The organism is Empedobacter sp. R750 (assembly GCF_030324345.1).
Taxonomy (GTDB): Bacteria; Bacteroidota; Bacteroidia; order Flavobacteriales; family Weeksellaceae; genus Empedobacter; species Empedobacter falsenii_C.
The window spans coordinates 137,037-156,992 of record NZ_JACAGF010000009.1; the positions used below are offsets into that span (position 1 = coordinate 137,037).

General features: G+C 31.1%; 16 protein-coding genes and 1 riboswitch. Of the genes, 10 read left to right on the plus strand and 6 right to left on the minus strand.

The features are described 5' to 3' along the window. The first annotated feature begins 2 nt into the window (after positions 1 to 2). The 4 genes from HXZ74_RS10825 (at position 3) to HXZ74_RS10840 (ending at position 4,565) form a co-directional block, all read left to right on the plus strand. Entirely contained in the window at positions 3 to 995 is a 993-nt protein-coding gene (locus HXZ74_RS10825) for an HlyD family secretion protein (RefSeq protein ID WP_286475354.1), read from the plus strand. 6 nt (positions 996 to 1,001) lie between these two features. Further along, positions 1,002 to 2,183: an ABC transporter permease gene (locus tag HXZ74_RS10830; protein WP_180904727.1), complete on the plus strand. Its 1,182-nt coding sequence runs from the start codon at positions 1,002 to 1,004 to the stop codon at positions 2,181 to 2,183. Positions 2,184 to 2,217: 34 nt separating this feature from the next. Next, complete coding sequence (locus tag HXZ74_RS10835; RefSeq protein WP_280062675.1) at positions 2,218 to 4,107, plus strand: ABC-F family ATP-binding cassette domain-containing protein; 1,890 nt, start codon at positions 2,218 to 2,220, stop codon at positions 4,105 to 4,107. A gap of 69 nt (positions 4,108 to 4,176) precedes the next feature. After that, positions 4,177 to 4,276: riboswitch (SAM-I-IV-variant riboswitch) on the plus strand. Positions 4,277 to 4,319: 43 nt separating this feature from the next. Continuing rightward, positions 4,320 to 4,565, plus strand: coding sequence for a hypothetical protein (locus HXZ74_RS10840; protein ID WP_286475356.1), 246 nt, complete (start codon positions 4,320 to 4,322; stop codon positions 4,563 to 4,565). Positions 4,566 to 4,619: 54 nt separating this feature from the next. Here the strand turns inward: HXZ74_RS10840 and HXZ74_RS10845 are convergent, their stop codons facing one another. Then, on the minus strand, positions 4,620 to 6,107 hold the full coding sequence (locus HXZ74_RS10845) for a helix-turn-helix domain-containing protein (protein WP_038337038.1): 1,488 nt from the start codon (positions 6,105 to 6,107) through the stop codon (positions 4,620 to 4,622). Between the two features lie 117 nt (positions 6,108 to 6,224). Here HXZ74_RS10845 and aceB point away from each other — a divergent pair, with 117 nt between their 5' ends. The 3 genes from aceB to HXZ74_RS10860 all read left to right on the plus strand — a co-directional run bounded on the left by aceB (position 6,225) and on the right by HXZ74_RS10860 (position 9,805). Then, the gene (gene aceB, locus HXZ74_RS10850; protein ID WP_286475358.1) at positions 6,225 to 7,811 is read left to right on the plus strand and encodes a malate synthase A; all 1,587 of its coding nucleotides are present in this window, start codon (positions 6,225 to 6,227) and stop codon (positions 7,809 to 7,811) included. A gap of 77 nt (positions 7,812 to 7,888) precedes the next feature. Beyond that, positions 7,889 to 9,166: an isocitrate lyase gene (gene aceA, locus HXZ74_RS10855; protein ID WP_306490354.1), complete on the plus strand. Its 1,278-nt coding sequence runs from the start codon at positions 7,889 to 7,891 to the stop codon at positions 9,164 to 9,166. Between the two features lie 102 nt (positions 9,167 to 9,268). Next, a complete protein-coding gene (locus HXZ74_RS10860; RefSeq protein ID WP_280062679.1) occupies positions 9,269 to 9,805 on the plus strand; it encodes a hypothetical protein in 537 nt (178 codons plus the stop codon). A gap of 8 nt (positions 9,806 to 9,813) precedes the next feature. On the opposite strand, the gene HXZ74_RS10865 is transcribed toward HXZ74_RS10860, so the two are convergent. Next, on the minus strand, positions 9,814 to 10,251 hold the full coding sequence (locus HXZ74_RS10865; RefSeq protein ID WP_286475360.1) for a hypothetical protein: 438 nt from the start codon (positions 10,249 to 10,251) through the stop codon (positions 9,814 to 9,816). Positions 10,252 to 10,260: 9 nt separating this feature from the next. Next, positions 10,261 to 11,451: an MFS transporter gene (locus HXZ74_RS10870; protein WP_286475362.1), complete on the minus strand. Its 1,191-nt coding sequence runs from the start codon at positions 11,449 to 11,451 to the stop codon at positions 10,261 to 10,263. Positions 11,452 to 11,745: 294 nt separating this feature from the next. Between HXZ74_RS10870 and HXZ74_RS10875 the strand changes: the two genes are divergently transcribed. Both HXZ74_RS10875 and HXZ74_RS10880 read left to right on the plus strand, forming a co-directional pair. Then, on the plus strand, positions 11,746 to 12,621 hold the full coding sequence (locus tag HXZ74_RS10875) for an AraC family transcriptional regulator (RefSeq protein ID WP_286475365.1): 876 nt from the start codon (positions 11,746 to 11,748) through the stop codon (positions 12,619 to 12,621). 93 nt (positions 12,622 to 12,714) lie between these two features. Next, entirely contained in the window at positions 12,715 to 14,664 is a 1,950-nt protein-coding gene (locus tag HXZ74_RS10880) for an oleate hydratase (RefSeq protein WP_286475367.1), read from the plus strand. A gap of 142 nt (positions 14,665 to 14,806) precedes the next feature. On the opposite strand, the gene HXZ74_RS10885 is transcribed toward HXZ74_RS10880, so the two are convergent. From HXZ74_RS10885 to HXZ74_RS10895, 3 genes are all read right to left on the minus strand, one after another. Further along, positions 14,807 to 15,256 (minus strand): hypothetical protein, encoded by a 450-nt coding sequence (locus HXZ74_RS10885; RefSeq protein ID WP_286475370.1) that lies wholly within the window; start codon positions 15,254 to 15,256, stop codon positions 14,807 to 14,809. Between the two features lie 146 nt (positions 15,257 to 15,402). Next, positions 15,403 to 15,657: a helix-turn-helix domain-containing protein gene (locus HXZ74_RS10890; protein WP_314543829.1), complete on the minus strand. Its 255-nt coding sequence runs from the start codon at positions 15,655 to 15,657 to the stop codon at positions 15,403 to 15,405. A gap of 509 nt (positions 15,658 to 16,166) precedes the next feature. Continuing rightward, a complete protein-coding gene (locus tag HXZ74_RS10895; RefSeq protein ID WP_286475373.1) occupies positions 16,167 to 16,808 on the minus strand; it encodes a DUF6266 family protein in 642 nt (213 codons plus the stop codon). Between the two features lie 582 nt (positions 16,809 to 17,390). Between HXZ74_RS10895 and HXZ74_RS10900 the strand changes: the two genes are divergently transcribed. Next, positions 17,391 to 19,862 carry a TIR domain-containing protein gene (locus tag HXZ74_RS10900; protein WP_286475375.1) on the plus strand — a complete coding sequence of 824 codons (2,472 nt, stop codon included), beginning with the start codon at positions 17,391 to 17,393 and terminating at the stop codon, positions 19,860 to 19,862. Positions 19,863 to 19,956: the final 94 nt, after the last annotated feature.

Consider the following 19,956-nt stretch of genomic DNA (forward strand, 5'->3'; position numbering starts at 1 on the left):
TCATGAAAAATACATTATCCTATATTTTTGCTTTAAGCGGATTAATTCTTTTTACAAATTGTAAATCATCTAACAAAGAAAATAAAAAAGAAGAGCAAACTATTTTTCAAGGTAAAATTGAGCGCGATCAAATTAGTGTTGTAACAAAAATCCCAGGAAAAATAGATCAAATATTAGTTCACGAAGGCGATGAAGTAAAAAAAGGACAAACGCTTTTTGTTTTACAATTACCAGAAGTTGACGCGAAGAAAAGTCAAGCTGAAGGCGCAGTAAATTCTGCCGAAGCTCAATATGAAATGGCTAAAAAAGGTGCAACAGATAATCAATTGAAACAATTGCGTGCAAAAGTTGCTGGCTTGAAAGAACAATTAGATTATGCAGAAAAATCAAATCATAGATTAAAAAATATGCTTCGAGATAGTCTTGTTCCGCAACAAAGTTATGATGAAGTTTATGCTAAATATCAAGGTGCTAAAAATCAATATTTAGCTGCAAAAGCGGAATTAGCTGATGCCGAAAATGGAGCGCGTGTAGAACAACAACAAATGGCTTTGGGACAAAAAGAGCGTGCTTTGGGAGCTTTGCAAGAAGTAGATGTTGCTGAGGCGGAAAGACACATCAAAGCACCACAAGACATGACGGTTGAAACAATTAATCTAAAAGTTGGAGAATTAGCTTTGGCTGGATATTCTATTGCAAACGGAATTTTGGAAGAAACTACATTTTTTAGATTTACAATTCCTGAGAATAAAATCGGGCAATTGCAAAAAAATCAAATCGTCAATTTAAAAGTTCCTTATAAAAATAATATGGTTTTGAAAGGTAAAATTGTTTCGATAAAAGTTCTTAATTCGTATGCAAATATTTCGACTGCTTATCCTGATATCGATCAACAACAATCGCAATATGAAGTGAAAGTTGTTCCTGTTGACTATAAACAAGCTGCTCAACTATTGACAAAAGCAAATGTAGTTTTAGATCTTAATGCTAAATAAATTCTGATGAAAACGATTTTTCATTTAATTATACGAGAATTCAAACTTTTCTTCAAGAATCCTGTTTTACCTATTTTATTCTTGGGAGCACCTATTATGTATGGTGTTCTGATCGGAAATGTTTATAAAAAAGGGAATGTAACCGATTTACCAATTATTGTTGTAGATGAAGATCATACAACGACAAGTCAGAAAATTATTCAGATGTTAGATGAAAATGAATCGGTTAAAGTTGCTGAAGTTTTACCTTCAACATTTGATTCTAAGAATAAAGCTTTAGCAATCGGAGCTGAAGTTGTGGTTGTTATTCCTCGAAACTTTCAATCTGATGTACAACAAAAAAAATTACCCGAAATCGCTTATTTTGTAGATGCTTCAAACACGTTAACTTCTAATACAGCAGCAATCGCAATTACGACAGTTTTAACAACAATGAAAGCTGGAATTTCGATAGAAACAGCTCGAAAACAAGGCGTTCCTGAATATATTGCAACACAAAGCTACGAACCATTCAAATCAACGATGATTCGCCAAAATATCAGAAGTGGAAACTACTTATATTTTATGCTTCCAGGTGTTTTATTAACCGTATTACAACAAGTTTTATTATTAGGTTTAGCACTTTCATTTGCTTCAGAATTTGAGAATAGAACATTTAATGAATTGATCTCAAAATCATCCAATCCGTTTACCATTTTATTCGTAAAAACTTTCCCTTATTTATTTATGTCAGTATTTATATATATGCTGTATTATTGGTTCGGAATGTTTTATGACATGAAATTAGAAACCGAATTTTGGCCATTCTTCACTTCTTCTCTTGCATTTATTTTAGCCGTTTGCTTTTTAGGATTTTTAGTCAGCATTCTCCTTCCAAGCCAACTAAAAGCAACCGAAGTTTTGATGGTTGTTGCAACACCAAGTTTCATTTTAAGTGGATTTACATGGCCTTTAAGTCAAATGCCAAAATGGATTCAAGCAATTGCAGATTGCATTCCGTTAACACATTATTTGAAAATATTCCGAATACTTTTCATCGAAAAAGGCGATCCTGCGTTAATTCAACCACATTTAAATAATCTAATTGTAATAGGAAGTATTTGCTTTGTCTTATCTTTGGCCATTCTAATCGTTAAAATAAGAAAAGCTAAACAATCGATGAAACAAATCGAAACAGAAAAGATTTAGCATCTTTTTTAACTTACAAAACAGATAATAAACTATGAATTTTCTTACAGTTGAAAATCTAACCAAATCATATGGAATCCGAACTTTATTTGAAGATGTAAATTTTCATGTAAATGAAGGAGACCAAATCGCATTCGTAGCAAAAAATGGAAGTGGAAAATCTACTTTACTTAAAATTTTAGCTGGATTAGAAACGGCCGATTCTGGCGAAGTTCGTCCAAATAAAGGTGTTAAAATCTTAATGTTGGATCAAAGTGATGATTTTGACGAAAATTTGAAAAGTGAAGAATATATTTTCAATCATTCGAATGAAGTTTTAGATGTTGTTCGACAATATGAAAACATGATCGAAAATGATCCAACAAATCCTGATTTAATTGATTTAATGGGAAAAATGGATGTTTTAGATGCATGGAAAGTTGAACCAACAATCAAGGAAATTTTATCAAAATTGAAAATTGATTTCTTGGATCAAAAAATTGGAAAACTTTCTGGTGGTCAGCGCAAACGTATTTCTTTAGCAAAATTTTTGATTGATTTAAGTTTCGAAACTGGATATGTTCTTTTAATTTTAGATGAGCCTACCAACCATTTGGATATCGAAATGGTAGAATGGCTTGAATATTTCTTGAACAAAGAAAACAAAACATTGATTTTGGTTACGCACGATCGTTATTTCTTAGATGCAATTTGTACCAAAATTCTCGAAATGGAGGACAAAACATTGTATGTACATTCGGGAAATTACGAAACTTATATTACGAATAAAGCATTGCGTATCGAAAATCAAAATGCGACAATTGACAAAGCGAAAAACCTTTATCGTAAAGAGATTGAATGGATGCGTCGTCAACCGCAAGCGCGTACAACAAAGTCTAAATCTCGTATTGATGCGTTTTATGATACTGAAAAAGTGGCTAAACATAAAATTGTCGATCAACAAGTAAAATTAGAAATGGTGATGACGCGTTTGGGTCAAAAAATCATTGAGATGGAACATGTTTCGAAAGCATTTGGTCAAAAGAAAATTTTAGATGATTTCTCTTATATCTTCGCTCGTGGTGGAAAAATTGGTTTAGTCGGAAAAAATGGTGTTGGAAAAACCACTTTCTTGAAAATGTTAGAAGGAATTGAAACGATGGATTCTGGAACAATTGAACGTGGAGAAACCTTAAATATTGGACACTTTAAACAAGATGGAATAGAATTTAAAGGCGACGAACGTGTCATTGAGTTTGTGAAAGATATTGCAGATTTTTTCCCTCTTTCTAATGGAAAAGAAATGCGTGCAGAACAGTTCTTAGAAATGTTTTTATTTACACCAGAACAACAACATACTTTTATCTCAAAGTTGAGTGGTGGAGAGAAAAAACGTCTGCAATTATTAGCAATTTTGTACAAAAATCCTAACTTTTTGATTCTTGATGAGCCAACAAACGATTTAGATTTACCTACTTTAACGGTTCTTGAAAGTTTCTTAGAAGAATATCAAGGTTGTTTATTAGTTGTTTCCCACGATAGATATTTTATGGATAAAGTGGTCGATGAATTGATGATTTTTGAAGGCGAAGGAAAAATTTCTCGTTATATGGGAACATATACAGAATATCACATCGAGAATAAAAACAAGCCTGTAACTGACGATAAAAAGGTTGAAAAAGAAATCGTTATTCAGGAAAAAGTTGAATCGAAAGAGAAGATTGTAGAGACAAAACCAAAAAAATTATCGTTTAAAGAACAACGAGAATTAGAAGAAATTAATAAATCTTTACCAATTCTTGAAGCCAAAAAAGAAGAATTAACGAATTTACTTTCCGACCCAAATTTAGGTTATGACAAAATCGCAACTATTGGAGATGAACTACAAAAAATTGTAGACGAATTAGAAGAAAAAGAATTTCGTTGGTTAGAATTAAGCGAATAAAAATATTGAAAAGGAACTTTTTTTGAGTTCCTTTTTTTTGTTTTAAAAATTTATTTCTATATTTACTCTATCAATCATCAGGAGTTTCTGAAAAATCAGAACACCAACCGAGCCAAAACCGCGCTACGGTGGTATAGAATGAGGGCAAACGCCAAAATAAAAGGTTATTCTCCACTCTATCCTGTTGTTTTTATCATTAAAAAATTAAAACAATGGAAAATCTAAAAAATGAATTTGTCGTATTATTCCGTGAATTAACTGACAACGAATTAGTCGATCGCTTTAATCAAAATGTAGGAAACAGTTCCTGGAATTCTGCAAGAAGATGTTATGTCAAAACATTATTTGACGAATTACAATACCGTAATTTTGATTGCACAACCATAGAAAGAGGAAACACATTTTCGCTTCAACATTATGTAGTATTAATTGAAAATAGATTAGAATATTTAGATTAAACATAAAAAAAGGAAAACTTGAAACAAGTTTTCCTTTTTTTATGGTAGACAATATTACTTACTCTGCTCTTTTATAAAATCATTAATCGTAACATTTAATCGTTTATTTCGGATATCTTTTTCAAAACGAATTGGTTCTGCAACACGTTCTGCACAATCTTTCATGCCGCAATTTTCGCACGTAACTGCAACTTCTTTTACAGGAATTGATGGGTCATTCATAAATTTAACTTTACGTTGTGCTGATTTATACAACACACCTATCGTTACGCTTCTTAAATAATTTGGATTGAATGGATCTTTCGTTGCTGAAGAAATCACATAATATTTTTGATTATTATTGAACGGATACAATGAAATTTGTGCAGAAATCTCATGATGATCATCTTGATGTTTTTCCAATTCTTTCAAAACATTTAACGAAACCCAACGACGACAATAATGCTCATCCGTTTCATTTGCTTGTGGCGATTGTTGTTGATTAAGGTGAAGTTCTTTCGTTAATTTATATGAATTTGAGCCAACTTTTGCTGACAAACGCAAGAAAAACAAATCACGAATATTAAAATGTTTGGGTAACAAATTTGTCATTCGTTGATAAACCGTCTCAGGAGATTCGGTATATTTTCCAAGAATTTCTTGAAATTTAGACAAATCATGATGCTCTATAGCAAACAAATTCTGCATATCCTTTAACAATTTTTCTTCTGGTAACAACAACGCTCCAGCAAAATAAGATGCATAAAAATTGTTTAACAATTGATCAAAATTATCAAAACTTGCCCACGAAAATGTATACAAACGTTCCTTCAAATCAAGGTAATTATAGCCTAATTCTTTCGCTAAAATAAATCGTTTTTGATCATTGTCAGAATTGATATTGATATACAACAATTTTTTTTCTTTGATAAAAATAGAACGCAATTTCGCTAAATCCTTCCCTCCTAAAGAAGTGAAATCTTCATAAAGAATGGTATAATTATATTCTTCTTTCAGAATTTCTTCCATCGTTTCATTTTTTACAAAATCTTCTGATTCAATCAAATATTCTTGTAAAAAACTTTTTGCTGATTTTTCAATTTCAGGAAAATAATTATCATTTGCTTCCTGAAAAGACCTCAACGAAGCCAAGAAAAAACTTTCGCGTGTAAGATTATAATTATTACCTATTTCAATCAACGTAGAAATAAACGCATTTACCTTCATTGGTGCGTTAGAAATGATCTCAATTAAATCTCTTTCTTCAATTCCGAAGAGTTCCAAAGGAATTTCTTGCAATAAATTTGATTGTAGAATCTCAGCGACTGGTGCTAAATTTTTATCCAATTTTAGTGAAACTATCTCATCGTAAGGAATTTCCAACGCTTCGGCAAGAGCAACAATTTTATCAGTTTTTGGATATTTTTTACCTTTTTCGATCTCATTCAAATACGATTTCGAAAGTCCAGTTAACTTAGATAACTTAAACAATGACAAATCCTTAGCTGTTCTTACTTGTTTTAGTTTCAACCCAAAAATTAATTTAATGTATTCTTCTTGCATAATTTTTTCAAAAATATTTGGTAAATGTAAACGAATTTTTATAATTTAGCGAACGTTCGCTGGAAGTAAAATTCCGCTCGAATAATCAAAACCAAAATTACAACAAAAACACAAAAAATGGATACTATTACAAGTGAATTAAAATTATCGCAGAATAAGCTGGATAGTTATCCAGATGTTTTGACAACCGAAGCGGTTAATTTTTTAACAGCTTTACACAAAAATTTCAACGAAAGACGTTTAGAACTTTTGGCGAATCGACAAGAAAGACAAATCTTTTTTGATTTGGGTAATTTTCCAACTTTTTTGTCAGAAACAAAAGAAATCAGAAATGGGGATTGGACAGCAGCTCCTATTCCAGCTGATTTACAAGACAGACGCGTTGAAATAACTGGTCCAGTTGACCGTAAAATGGTAATTAACGCGTTAAATTCTAGCGCTAAAACATTTATGGCCGATTTTGAAGATAGTAATTCTCCAACGTGGGATAACAATCTTCAAGGACAACAAAATTTAAGAGATGCAGTAAATGGTACTATTTCATTCGAAAATAATGGAAAAAAGTATCAATTAAACGAAAAAACTGCTGTCTTGCTTGTAAGACCGAGAGGTTTACATTTGAATGAAAAGAATATCATAATAGATAAACAAGAAATATCAGGCTCACTATTTGACTTTGGTTTATATTTTTTCCATAATGCACACACGTTACTTTCCAAGCAAAGTGGGCCTTATTTCTACCTTCCTAAATTAGAACATCACCTAGAAGCACGCTGGTGGAACGATGTTTTTGTTTTTGCGCAAAATTATTTAAACATTCCGCAAGCTACGATTAAAGCTACAGTTTTGATCGAAACTATAACAGCTTCTTTTCAGTTAGATGAAATTATTTACGAATTAAAAGACCACATCGCAGGCCTTAACTGCGGTCGTTGGGATTATATATTTTCTTATATCAAAAAATTTAAGAAACACCCAAATTTTATTGTTCCAGATCGTTCACAAGTTACGATGACTTCGCCTTTTATGGCTGCATATTCACAAGCAGTTATTCAACGTTGTCATAAACGAAACATACATGCAATTGGTGGAATGGCTGCTCAAATTCCGATTAAGAATGATGAAAAAGCCAATGAAATTGCCTTTGAAAAAGTGAAGAATGATAAACTTCGCGAAGTAAAAAATGGACACGATGGAACGTGGGTTGCGCATCCTGCTTTGGTAAAAGTCGCAAAAGATATTTTTGACGAATATATGCCACAAGCTAATCAAATTGACAATAAGCGAGAAGATGTTGTAACAACTGCCGAGGCTTTGTTAGAATTGCCAAAAGGAACAGTTACAGAACAAGGAATTCGAGACAATATTAATGTCGGAATTTTATACATCGAAAGTTGGTTATCTGGAAAAGGAGCCGCAGCTTTATATAACTTAATGGAAGACGCAGCAACAGCAGAAATCTCTCGTACGCAGGTTTGGCAATGGTTAAGCCAGTCGATTACGTTAGAAAACGGATGCGAATTTAACAGTGACAAATACAAAAAATTAAGAGCCGAAGAGGTTCAAAAAATAAAAAAATTAGTTGGTGAGGAAAACTATTTGAACGGAAGATTTGAAGAAGCCATTTCAATCTTTGACGAATTAGTTTTATCGCACAAGTTTACCGAATTTTTAACATTAGAAGCCTATAAGTATATTGATTAAGCCCTTATAACCAGACACACACAAAAAGAAATACACACACAACACACATTCATAAACAAAACACAAAAAACACAATTATGAGCAATCAAGAAAGAATTCAGAAGATTCGGCAGGATTGGGAAACTAATCCACGCTGGACAGACATTGTTCGTCCTTATTCAGCAGAAGATGTAATTCGATTAAGAGGTTCTTTGGACATCGATTACACTTTAGCAAGATTAGGTGCTAAGAAACTTTGGGAAGGCTTAAATTCGAAGCCATTTATGGCGGGTTTAGGCGCTTTGAATGGTAATCAAGCCATACAAGAAGTACAAGCTGGTTTGGATGCAATTTATCTTTCGGGATGGCAAGTTGCTGCAGATGCAAATCTTTCGGCAGAAATGTACCCAGATCAATCATTGTATCCAGCCAATTCGGTTCCGATGGTTATAAAACGTATTAACAATGCGTTGCGTCGTCGCGATGAAATACAATCTGTTACCGAACAGGGAAACATTGATTATATGGTACCGATTGTTGCCGATGCAGAAGCTGGATTTGGAGGAAACTTGAATGCTTATGAATTGATGAAACAAATGATAGAAGCTGGTGCTGCTGGCGTTCATTTCGAAGATCAATTGTCATCAGCCAAAAAATGTGGTCATCTTGGAGGAAAAGTTTTAGTTCCGACACAAGAAGCAATTAACAAATTGGTTGCAGCTCGTTTAGCAGCAGATGTTTGCGGCGTTCCTACTCTATTGGTTGCAAGAACTGACGCAGAAGCTGCGAATTTGATTACTTCGGATATTGATGAAAGAGATCAACCTTTTATTATACAAGGAAGTAGAACTTCTGAAGGTTTTTACAACGTGAGAAATGGCTTGGAACAAGGAATTAATCGAGGTTTAAGCTATGCGCCTTATGCTGATTTAATTTGGATGGAAACATCTAATCCAGATCTTGGAATGGCAAGAGAATTTGCACAAGCGATTCGAGAAAAATATCCAAATCAGATGTTAGCTTATAATTGTTCGCCTTCATTTAATTGGGCAAAACATTTAACAGAAGCTCAAATGGAAACATTTCGCGAAGATTTAGCTGAAATGGGGTACAAATTCCAATTCATCACTTTAGCAGGTTTCCATGCGATGAATACCTCTATGTTCGAGTTATCGAGAGCTTACAAAGCAAAAGGAATGGCGGGATACTCGGCATTACAAGAAAGAGAGTTTGCGTTACAAGAAGAAGGTTTTGCAGCTGTAAAACACCAATCTTTTGTAGGAACACAATATTTCGATTACGTACAAAACACAGTGCAACAAGGCATTTCGTCTACTACGGCTATGGCCGAAAGTACAGAAGCCGCACAATTCTAATACATACTTTTCAATTAAAAAAAGGACGTACCGCAACTACGTCCTTTTTTCGTTTTATGTATATTAAAAATAATAATTATATTCGTTCATTATAACACTACAATGAAGTATATCTATTATTTTTTATTATTAATATTACCTATTTCAATCTATTCTCAGCGTACTGAAAAAATTACCATTCCAGATGGTATAAAATACAAATATGCTGATCAAGAAATTATTGAAAAAACTAAGGATATGATTCTTTCTAATCTAAAGGATTCTTTAAACTATTCAATGATTGATAAAAAAGTTTTTGTAGGTCCTCATTTATGGTATAAAATTCAAGATAAAAAAGGTTTCAAAAACATTCAAGATGGTAACGTTTACTTAATCATCAATAACAAGCCTTACTTAGGTAAATTATTGCAAAGAGAAAGAGATAGTAAAAAAATGCTTAATCTTTTAAAATCTGAGAGTAAAAATAACACAATTACTATTCGAAAACTTAATGAAATAGAGTTAAAATACTTTTGGGCTACAATTTCAACAGAGATCACAGAACCTATTCTACTAGTAGAAATTGCTAATAAAAAGTATATAATGCATTTCTCTGAAAAGGATAATAAATTAATTTGGATTGATCAATTTCCTTATTAAGCCAAGCTTTATCTTATTTTCGTAATCTGAAACGACTTTCCATTCATTTCGAACGTATCTTTTTCCGATTTTCCAACCAAGATTTTAGCCAAAGGGGTTTGAGTTGATAGAACAAAAATCTTTTTATTCTCGAAAATAATTTCACCAAAACTACACGCCATACAGAAATTCCCCATCGTAGTTTCAACATAACTTCCTAAACCAATGGTTTTGTTTTCCACAATTTTTATTTTAGAAAAGATGTCTTGCTTAATCAAAACTTCATTCAATTGGTTTTGAATTCGAGTAATTTCTTGTTGCATCATTTCGCGCGATGTTTCATATTTATCGCCCATACTACTTTTGGTATCGTTGTTAGAGGCGCGTAAATCGTCAATCAAACCATTCAAATACGCTATTTTATCGTCGATTTGTTGTGCTATAAATTGATATAATTCTGCTTTCATTTCTTTCAATTAAATTGTTTGAGGCTTATTCTTAAATTTCAGCATGTAAATGGTTCCCAAAAGACAGATAAATGCCGAAACATAAATCACCATCGGAATGCGATCCAAATAATCCTGAAAATACCAACCCGCACACAATGCTCCAAGCCCTATCCCCGCTTCCATCGCAATATACATCGTTGCCATTGCCTTTCCACGCTCATCAGGTTTACTAAAATCTATCGTCCAAGCATTTAGTGCAGGTGAAAGAATTCCGGTTGAAATTCCATACATCAAACCACCTAAAATCAATCCTATTTTTGCATCAATAGAAGCTAAAAGGACCAATGCAACAATCAATAAAACCAATCCTAATTTTATCACCAACACACGCCCTTTTTGGTCAGATATCTTACCTGCAAAGAAACGAACCATCATCGATGATATTGTAAATACAATAAAGAAAACGCCTTTATTTTGAAAACCTAAATGTTCGGTCCAATCTGGAATTAACGTCAATATAGAACCATAAGCGACATAAGAAAGAAACGTAATCAACGCCGCTGGTAAAGCTTCTTTTGCAAAAACATCTTGTTTCGAAATCTTTAGTAATCCGAACGAAAACTTCTGTTTATTTCGTAAGGTTTCTTTCATATTGAATAAAATCAATATTGACAATAATGCAAAAAACGAAGAAGTAAAAAACATCACATTAATCGATGAATATAATGTAATTGTACTTCCCAATGCAGGTCCAATTGCCATTCCGATACTGAAACAAATTCCGTGCAAGCCCAATGCTTCGCCCCAACGTTCGCGCGGAATAATATCTGCAATGTAAGCTGCTGTTGCAGTAGGTTTGAAACCTGTCGAAAAGCCGTGTACCAATCTCAAAAATAAAAAGCCTGAAACGGTTGTTAAAACAGGATACAAAATTCCGCATACAAAACAGACAATAGAACCAACTGCCATAATAGGTACACGCCCCACTTTATCTGTTAATTTCCCACTAAAAGGTCTCGAAATTCCCGCAGTCAGTGTAAATAATGCAATAATAAATCCTTTGTATTCTGCCCCTCCCATGCTGCTTAAATAAGCTGGTAACTCGGGAATCATCATATTGAAACTCGCTGAAAACAACAACGAACTCAAACACATTAAAATAAAATGGAGATTATAAACGGGATCTGAATTTAATTTTTTCTTGATGGCAGAAAACATAACGGATTTTTTGCAAAGGTAATTTATCTCAACCGAAACAAACTACACAATCCAAAAAGTATTACTTGTTACAAAAAAACGCTTACATCATTCAACATTGTTAGTCGATATTTCACTGATTATATTAATGAAATTTCTTATTTAAGAGTTACTTAGTTGATGTGAAAATAACTTCTACATTAGAATACAGTTAAAATACCTTATTGTATTTAATTACTTACTAAACAATTCATATTTTAGCTTTATCAATTCTACTACCCTAAAAAACGATCTAACCAACTATTATTTTCAAGCATGAAAAACTATGAAAATCTAAAAGAGACCTTGTCTTTTTATGGCGTAAATTGTAATAAACTATATTATATCTCATCAGGAAATCCAATTTTTGCGTTTCCTGAAAGATCATTTCGAATCGACTTTTATGCATTTTGTATTTGTTTATCTGGCTCAATAGAAGTTGAGATAGATTCTCAGAAATATTGTATTACTCAAAATGAATTCTTAATTTCTGCTCCTTCTACTGTTTTGAAAATTCTAGATACCAGCTCTAATTTCAGAATGAAATTGTTATTTTTTGAGAAAAATTTTCTCCTTAAAAACATTTCTAATCCTTTCTTTATTGATAAACTTAATTTGTTTACACATCAAAACTTTACAGTTTGTAAGGCAAATAAAAAAGAAGCGAATCATCTTTTTATGCTAATCAATTATCTTCAAGAGCAACGAGAAAGAAATGTTTTGTTCTTAGAAGATATTATTCGATCGATTATTTTCACATTACTACTTGAATCTGCCTCTATAATTGCTGAACAATATTCAAAAGAAAATAAAAATCATTCTCGCGAAATCAACATTCTATTTTGTAAGTTTACACAACTTGTACAAGAAAATGTTATCGCTCACAAAGACGTACAGTTTTATGCAGATCAATTATTTATTACAAATAAATATTTAATTCACCTTGTAAAAAAAGCAACTAAGAAAACTCCACATGTTATTATTGACGAATATTTATTAAAAGAAGCGTATGTTTTGCTTGGTTATTCTGAGAAAACAATTGTCCAAATAGCATTAGATCTAGGTTTCAACTCTTCTTCATCTTTTGGTCGTTTTTTTAAAAAATACACTTCTATTTCACCTCAACAATATAGAAAACAACAACATATATAAAAAAAGAAATTTGGGATACAAATGACGAATTTCGGGATACTTTAGAAAAACAATAAAGCGTAATTTTATTCTAGAATCTTAAAATAAATAATTATGAATAAAATTACTTCAAAATTTGACAACGTTTTAAATCATTCTACTATCTACGGAAATATTGATCATCAACCAGATGCGAGTAAAGAAACACCAAGAAACACTCCAGAAAAATCTTATCCTTTCTCTGATCAAATAGGAAATTACCAACGCTATAAAGGAATTCCTACAAAATCTTATAAGGACTGTAAGGTATATATTGTAGGAAGTGGTATTGCAGGTTTAGCTACTGCTTATTATTTTATTAGAGACGGACATTTCACTCCAGAGAACATCACATTTATAGAACAACTTCAGGTCGAAGGAGGTTCGTTAGATGGAGCTGGAAATGCAAAAGATGGTTACATAATTCGAGGAGGTCGAGAAATGGATTGTACCTACGAGAATTTATGGGACATCTTCCAAGACATTCCTGCATTAGAGTTGCCTGAACCTTATAGTGTTTTAGACGAATATAGATTAGTAAATGATAATGATTCTAATTATTCTATTGCACGTTTAATTCATGAAAAAGGGAAAGTAAAAGACTTTAGTAAATTTGGTTTGAATAAGAAAGATCAATTAGCTATTATCAAACTTTTGTTGAAGAAAAAAGAAGAATTGGACGACATAACGATTGAAGATTATTTTAATCAATCATTCTTAGAAAGTAATTTCTGGACATTTTGGCGTACAATGTTTGCCTTTGAGAATTGGCATAGTTTACTAGAATTCAAATTATATATGCATCGCTTTTTACATGCGATTGATGGTTTAAATGATCTTTCTTCATTGGTATTTCCTAAATACAATCAATACGACACTTTTGTTACGCCATTAGGTAAATGGTTAAAAGAAAAAGGAGTAAAAATTCAGTTAAATACACTAGTTAAAGATTTAGATTTATTAATTAATACAGAAGGAAAAGTAGTCAAAGGAATTATAACAGAACAAGATGGACAAGATGTAATTATTCCTGTCACACCAAATGATTATGTTATTGTAACTACTGGTTCCATGACAGAAGATACTGCGTATGGAGATAATACAACAGCTCCAGTCTTAGCGATAGATAATAATACAAGTGGTCAAAGTGCAGGATGGAAACTATGGAAAAACCTTTCTGCCAAATCTCCTATTTTTGGTCGTCCAGAAAAATTTTGTGGGAATATTGAAAAATCTTCATGGGAATCTGTTACTTTAACTTGTAAACCTTCTGCGTTAGTAGAAAAACTAAAAGAATATTCTGTTAATGATCCATATTCAGGTCAAACTGTTACAGGCGGAATTATTACCATTACAGATTCTAATTGGTTAATGAGTTTTACGTGTAATCGTCAACCACATTTTCCTACACAACCAGATGATATTTTAGTTCTTTGGGTTTATGCATTATTTATGGATAAAGAAGGAAACTACATCAAGAAAACAATGCCTACTTGTACAGGAAACGAAATCCTAACAGAATTATGTTATCATTTAGGAATTGAAGACCAAATAGACGATGTTATAGAGAATACAATCACTCGTTCTGCTTATATGCCTTACATCACATCTATGTTTATGCCTAGAGCAAAAGGAGACCGCCCACAAGTAGTTCCAGATGAGTGTAAGAATCTAGGTTTAGTTGGTCAATTTGTAGAAACCAATAACGATGTAGTTTTCACAATGGAAAGTTCTGTTCGTACCGCACGTATTGCAGTTTATGAATTACTTAATTTAAATAAGCAAGTTCCAGACATTAATCCATTACAATACGACATTCGTCATTTATTAAAAGCAACTAAAACGTTGAACGATGATAAACCATTTATGGGTGAAGGTTTATTAAATAAAGTTTTAAAAGGAACTTATTTTGAACATATTCTACCTATTGGATCAGATTCTCCTCAAGAGGAAGAAGAAAAAGAATCTTTTCTATTAGAACAATTTGGTAAATTCAAAGAATGGGTAGGACATTTTAGAGGTTAAAATCACCCTCAATTCAATCCTGAATACCAATACTATAAAACCAATAAAAGCTTCTAAATCTTTAGTCATTTAGAAGCTTTTTGAGTATTATTATATTTTTTTCTATTTAAAAACTATAACAGCTTTTATTAGTAAATATTAGTTATAGTGATATTATTAAAGGTTTTATTTCAAATTCTGATTCAATATTTTCCTTTAATTTTAGAAATTCTGTTGTATTCATAATATGCAAATCAACATCAGTTAATCCAAATGGTCCATTTTTCTCAGTAATATATAGTCCATTTTCAAGCTCAATTATTGCTTTCTCCATTTCATCAAGTTCATTTTCGAAATATTTAAAATGATAATTAATGATTTTTAAATTTAAAATTAATTCTATTGCTTTAGATTCAACTTTCCTTGCTAATTCAAACTTTTTTAAAGTTTCACTTTCATTCCATTCTTCTGTTGGAAAGTAAGGAATTTGAATTACTTTATCATTATCAATTTTTATAAAAGACTCAAACTCCTGTAATCCATACTCATTTTCTGGGTTATAGCAATATTTTATTTCGGTTATAATTTTTCCAATACTATCAGTCAGGGTCATTTTACAAAATTAAACTTAACAATATTTCTTTACAAGAATAAACAAAACCTGTTTACAAAAAAGTTGTCATTCCTATATTTCATTCAAAAATCCCCCAAATATACATAACATTAACCACTCCCAACACCCCACAAAAAAAGCCCTTATCAAAGAGCCATTTGGTTAAAAAACTGTTTTGGATAATAAAATTTATTTCCAAACTTAATATAAGGAATCTTATTCGTTTTCCTCATCCGATACAACGTTTTGTCACTCACGTTAAGCAAACTTTTCAGGTCTGCATTATCATAGAATTTCTGACTTTCTTCTAACAGTAGAAAAGTTTTTTGGAATTCTAGTAGTAGGAGTTTCATATCCTTCAATGCCTCTCCATCATTTTGTAAAAATAAATCATTTTTCATATATTTAGTTAGGGTTAGGACTAACCAATTTACAACATAAACATATAATAACCAAATATTTACAAAACAATAAACATTCCTCTACGCATAATCAAGCTATCTCTCTTCCTATTCTAGAGTACTCAAATTGATTGTGTTAGATAATGAACTAGTGTAAAGTTGGATAGTTTTAGGATTAAAACCATTAATATAAACGAGGTTCTGTCAGAATTTTACACCAAGCATAAAGCTTAAAAGATAATATACATCCACTTCCCAAAAAAATAACCACATAGAAACATAGAACCAAATGATTTTGTGTTGAAATTAGCTGTTTACTTATTCGTATTTTCAACTAATCTTTACAAGCCATCACAACTAAAACTATGTCTCTATGTGGTTAAAATAAATTTGAACAACATCTATAAAATTCTATTTTCGATACAATTTTTCTTCACTTTTCTACGTCGTTAATCAGAGCATTGTACCGAAAAATCCCTCCAATTAACAAACTAAATTTCACGACACATTTACACAACCGTATGCTCGCCAAGATAGATACTGGTACTTGCCATTGTCTTCGTTTCACTATTCAGAAACGCCCAAAAGTTAACTTTTTTACCATTGTAATAGGTTGGTAATGGAATATGTGCTACCAAAACATCACGTGACTCGATACTTTGCAAGACTTCGAACGAATTTAATTCTTCGCAATAGCAAATAACATTCACAAGATCTGTTGGAAGCGCATTACCTTGTCCAGAATTATCTTCCCAATTCATTTGGAAGCTATCCCCGCCAGTCGAGTCTATCGTAGGTTGTAAAAAACCAACTAAGTCACCTTTCGAAACCAACACACGCTCCAACACAATAACAGGCAAATCATTTACCATTTCTAACACATTGTTCAGCGTGTAAGATGTCGCAATGTTGTAACGCGATTTTAGTCCAACTCTATTCCCAAAATACAGATTAAGAACTGGACGAATTGGTTGCAAGAAACCAATCACTTGCTTGAATTTGATTTGTTGCATCAATTGCAAATCAGTTGGTCGCCTTTTTGTTTTTTTTGGTAAACTGCGAATAATGTCTTTGCCGCGCCAATTAACGCCTACTACAGTTCCCACTTTTCCTGAGAATCCACCAAGGATTCCTTTTTTAATTTCTGCCATAACTGGAAGTTTTTATAGTTAATATTCATAAAGTTAGCAACAGAAACAACACCATTTACAAAAACGCCATTTTGTGTCCGCATTTGTCCGCTTCTGTCCACATTTGTCCACTTTTGTCCGGTTGCTTTTTATTCAATAATAGTATTGTAGCAAAATAAAATCCTCGCTAAACCTCTATTCATCATAGATAGATAAGATTCGTGTTTTTGGTCGATTTTTAGCTTGTTCGACCATCGTTCGACCATTGTTCGACGAAACTTCGGAAAAACGGCATTCTCGTCGAAGAACGGTCGAAGAAAACACGAACAAAAGTGGGAGGAAATTGAAATTGTAAAAATAAAATGATGCAAGAATACTTTGTTTCGCTATCCATACATTCATTATTACATTCTACAATAAATTATTTCGTGATACATGAATATTTTTTTTATAAGTATCTTATTTACAAAAAAATAATTATATTTGCTTCTAATTTTACGAAATACAGATATAGGTGATTTTTTACGAAACAAAAGCTAGATCAGTTTCGTGAAAAAACAATGTTAGGTGCAATATTAAACCAATATAACTACACAAAAAAATATGAATAAAGTATTCCTTTCTCATAGTTCAAATCAAAAAGGATTTGTTTCTGTAATTGCAAATAAGCTAGGTAAAAACAATATAATATATGATGAATATACTTTTGAAGCTGCAGAAATTACATTAGATGAAATTTATAAAGGAATTGATCAAACAGGAATATTTGTATTTTTCATTTCTAAACAATCTTTAGAAAGTGATTGGGTAAAAAAAGAAATTCTTAAAGCTGAAGAGTATTTAAAAAATGGTAAATTGAAAAAATTCTTACCAATAATTATTGACCCCGAAATTACCTATAAAAATGAAAATATTCCTAATTGGATTAGAGATAATTATAATTTAAAATATTTTTCTAAACCATCAAAAGTATATGATTTAATAAAACAAGCTTTAATTATCGTAAATTGGGAGTTATATCCTAAAAGAAAGGAACTTGACCAATTATTTATTGGTAGAACTAATCAAATTAAAGAATTTGAGCAGCGTATATTTGATTATACTTTAGATACTCCCTCTAATTTATTTATATGCGGATTATCAAGTATTGGAAGAAGAAAATTTTTAAAACATACTTTAACCAATTCCAATATCATAAAATCAAATTATGACTTTCCTTCAATAATATTAGATAATAGAAATTCTATTGAAGATTTTATTTATAAAGTATATGGTCTTGGCTATTCAGAAAAACAATCTGAAGAAATTGAAAATTTGACAACTAAAACAATTGATGAAAAAGTTGTCTTAGCTTTTGATTTAATTCTAGAGCTGCAAAAAAACAAAGATATTTTATTAATAATTGACAATTATTCTATTGTAAACTCAACAGGATTGATTTCTGATTGGTACTCACTATTAATAGAGAAAATGAAGGAGATAAATAATGTTTGTGTTTGTATAATTTCATCTGCAAAAATAAGATCACAAATAGTTAGAAATAATAACAATTCTATTTTTGCATTAAACATACCAGAACTTGAACCTTATGAAAGAGCTAGTTATTTTCAAGCAATTCTAAAAATTGAAGAACTTGAGATGAAAAAAGAAAATTACAGAATTATAAATGACATATTTACGGGATTTCCTGAACAAATTTCATATGCAAGTTCAATATTAAAGAGTGAAGGAGAACCATATCTAATGGATAACTTAAATGAAGTTGTAGACTTTAATTTTGAAAAAGTAAGTAAAGTATTAACAAAATATAACGAAAACCCATTAGCACTACAAATTTTAAAGTTACTTTCTGATAGTGAATGTATTAGCTTAATCTTTTTAAAAGATATTTTAGCAGATGATTTTGATGAATCAAAGGAAATACTTAGCGCATTAAGTAATTCATTTATTATAGAGTATGTAGGTGCATCAAAAGAATTTATTAGACTAAATGATTCGATAAAAGATTACGTACAGAGGATTAATTATTCGTTAGAAGAAAAATTTAAAACAAATATAAAGGAGCACATAACCAAGTCATTCGATGAAAACTCATTGTTGGAAAGAGATACATCTGAATTCTATATTACTATCAAAGAAGCATTAAAAAATAATCTAGAAATTCCCCAAAAGTATTTAATACCCTCTCATTATATAAATGCAATGAGAGAACTATATAATAACGAAAACAAATACAATGAAGTTATTGAGTTAGCTGATAGAATTTTACTGAATGAAAATTATTTAGATAAGAAAATAGTAAAAGAAATTAGATATTGGCTATGTCTGGCACTTTGCAGAAAAAGAAATGAAAGGCTTCTTATAGAAGTACAAAAAATAGATGGTATTGATCATAACTTCTTACTAGGTTTTTATTATAGATTAAAAGGTAGAAATCTTGAAGCAATAGATAAATTCAATGATGTTTTAGCACAAAATCCTAAATTTTATAGAGCTAAACGTGAACTAGTTCAAGTTTATATAAACATTGAAAGATTCAAAGATGCTTTACAATTAGCTAAAGATAGTTACATACAGGACAAGTCTAATCCATTTAATTTACAAAGTTATTTTAGATGTCTTATTAAAACAGAAATAAATACAAGCAAGGAAGAGCTTAAAAGACTAGTTAACGAATTGCAAAAAAATCCTCACCAAAAGGCTCAGGAAATGTTTCTCACTGCAAAAGCGCAATATGAATGTTTTGTAGAAAACAATAAAGTAACTGCATTAAATTTTGTAAATGATGCAATTGCGACCTATCCAAAGAACATCTACCCATATTTAACAAAGCTAGATATATTAAAAAAGTATGAGGATATAAATGAATTAGAAAAATGTTTGACAGATATTGAACAAAAATTTGATAGAGAAAATGAAATTTTTAAAAGATTAATGTATTTAAAAGCTGTAGTTTTCTTAAAAGTGAAAAATCAAGATTATACAGGGGCAAAAGATTTCTTTTATAGAAATATTGAAAATAAATTTGGTCAAACTGTTAATGAGCTTATTTTACAAGAAATTGAACAAAAATAATACTGCACCTAACATCGGTAACTGTTGCACAACTCCAATTTACAGTAAAAAACAGAATATATGACCTCGTTTAAGCCTTTTTAAGCGAGGTTTA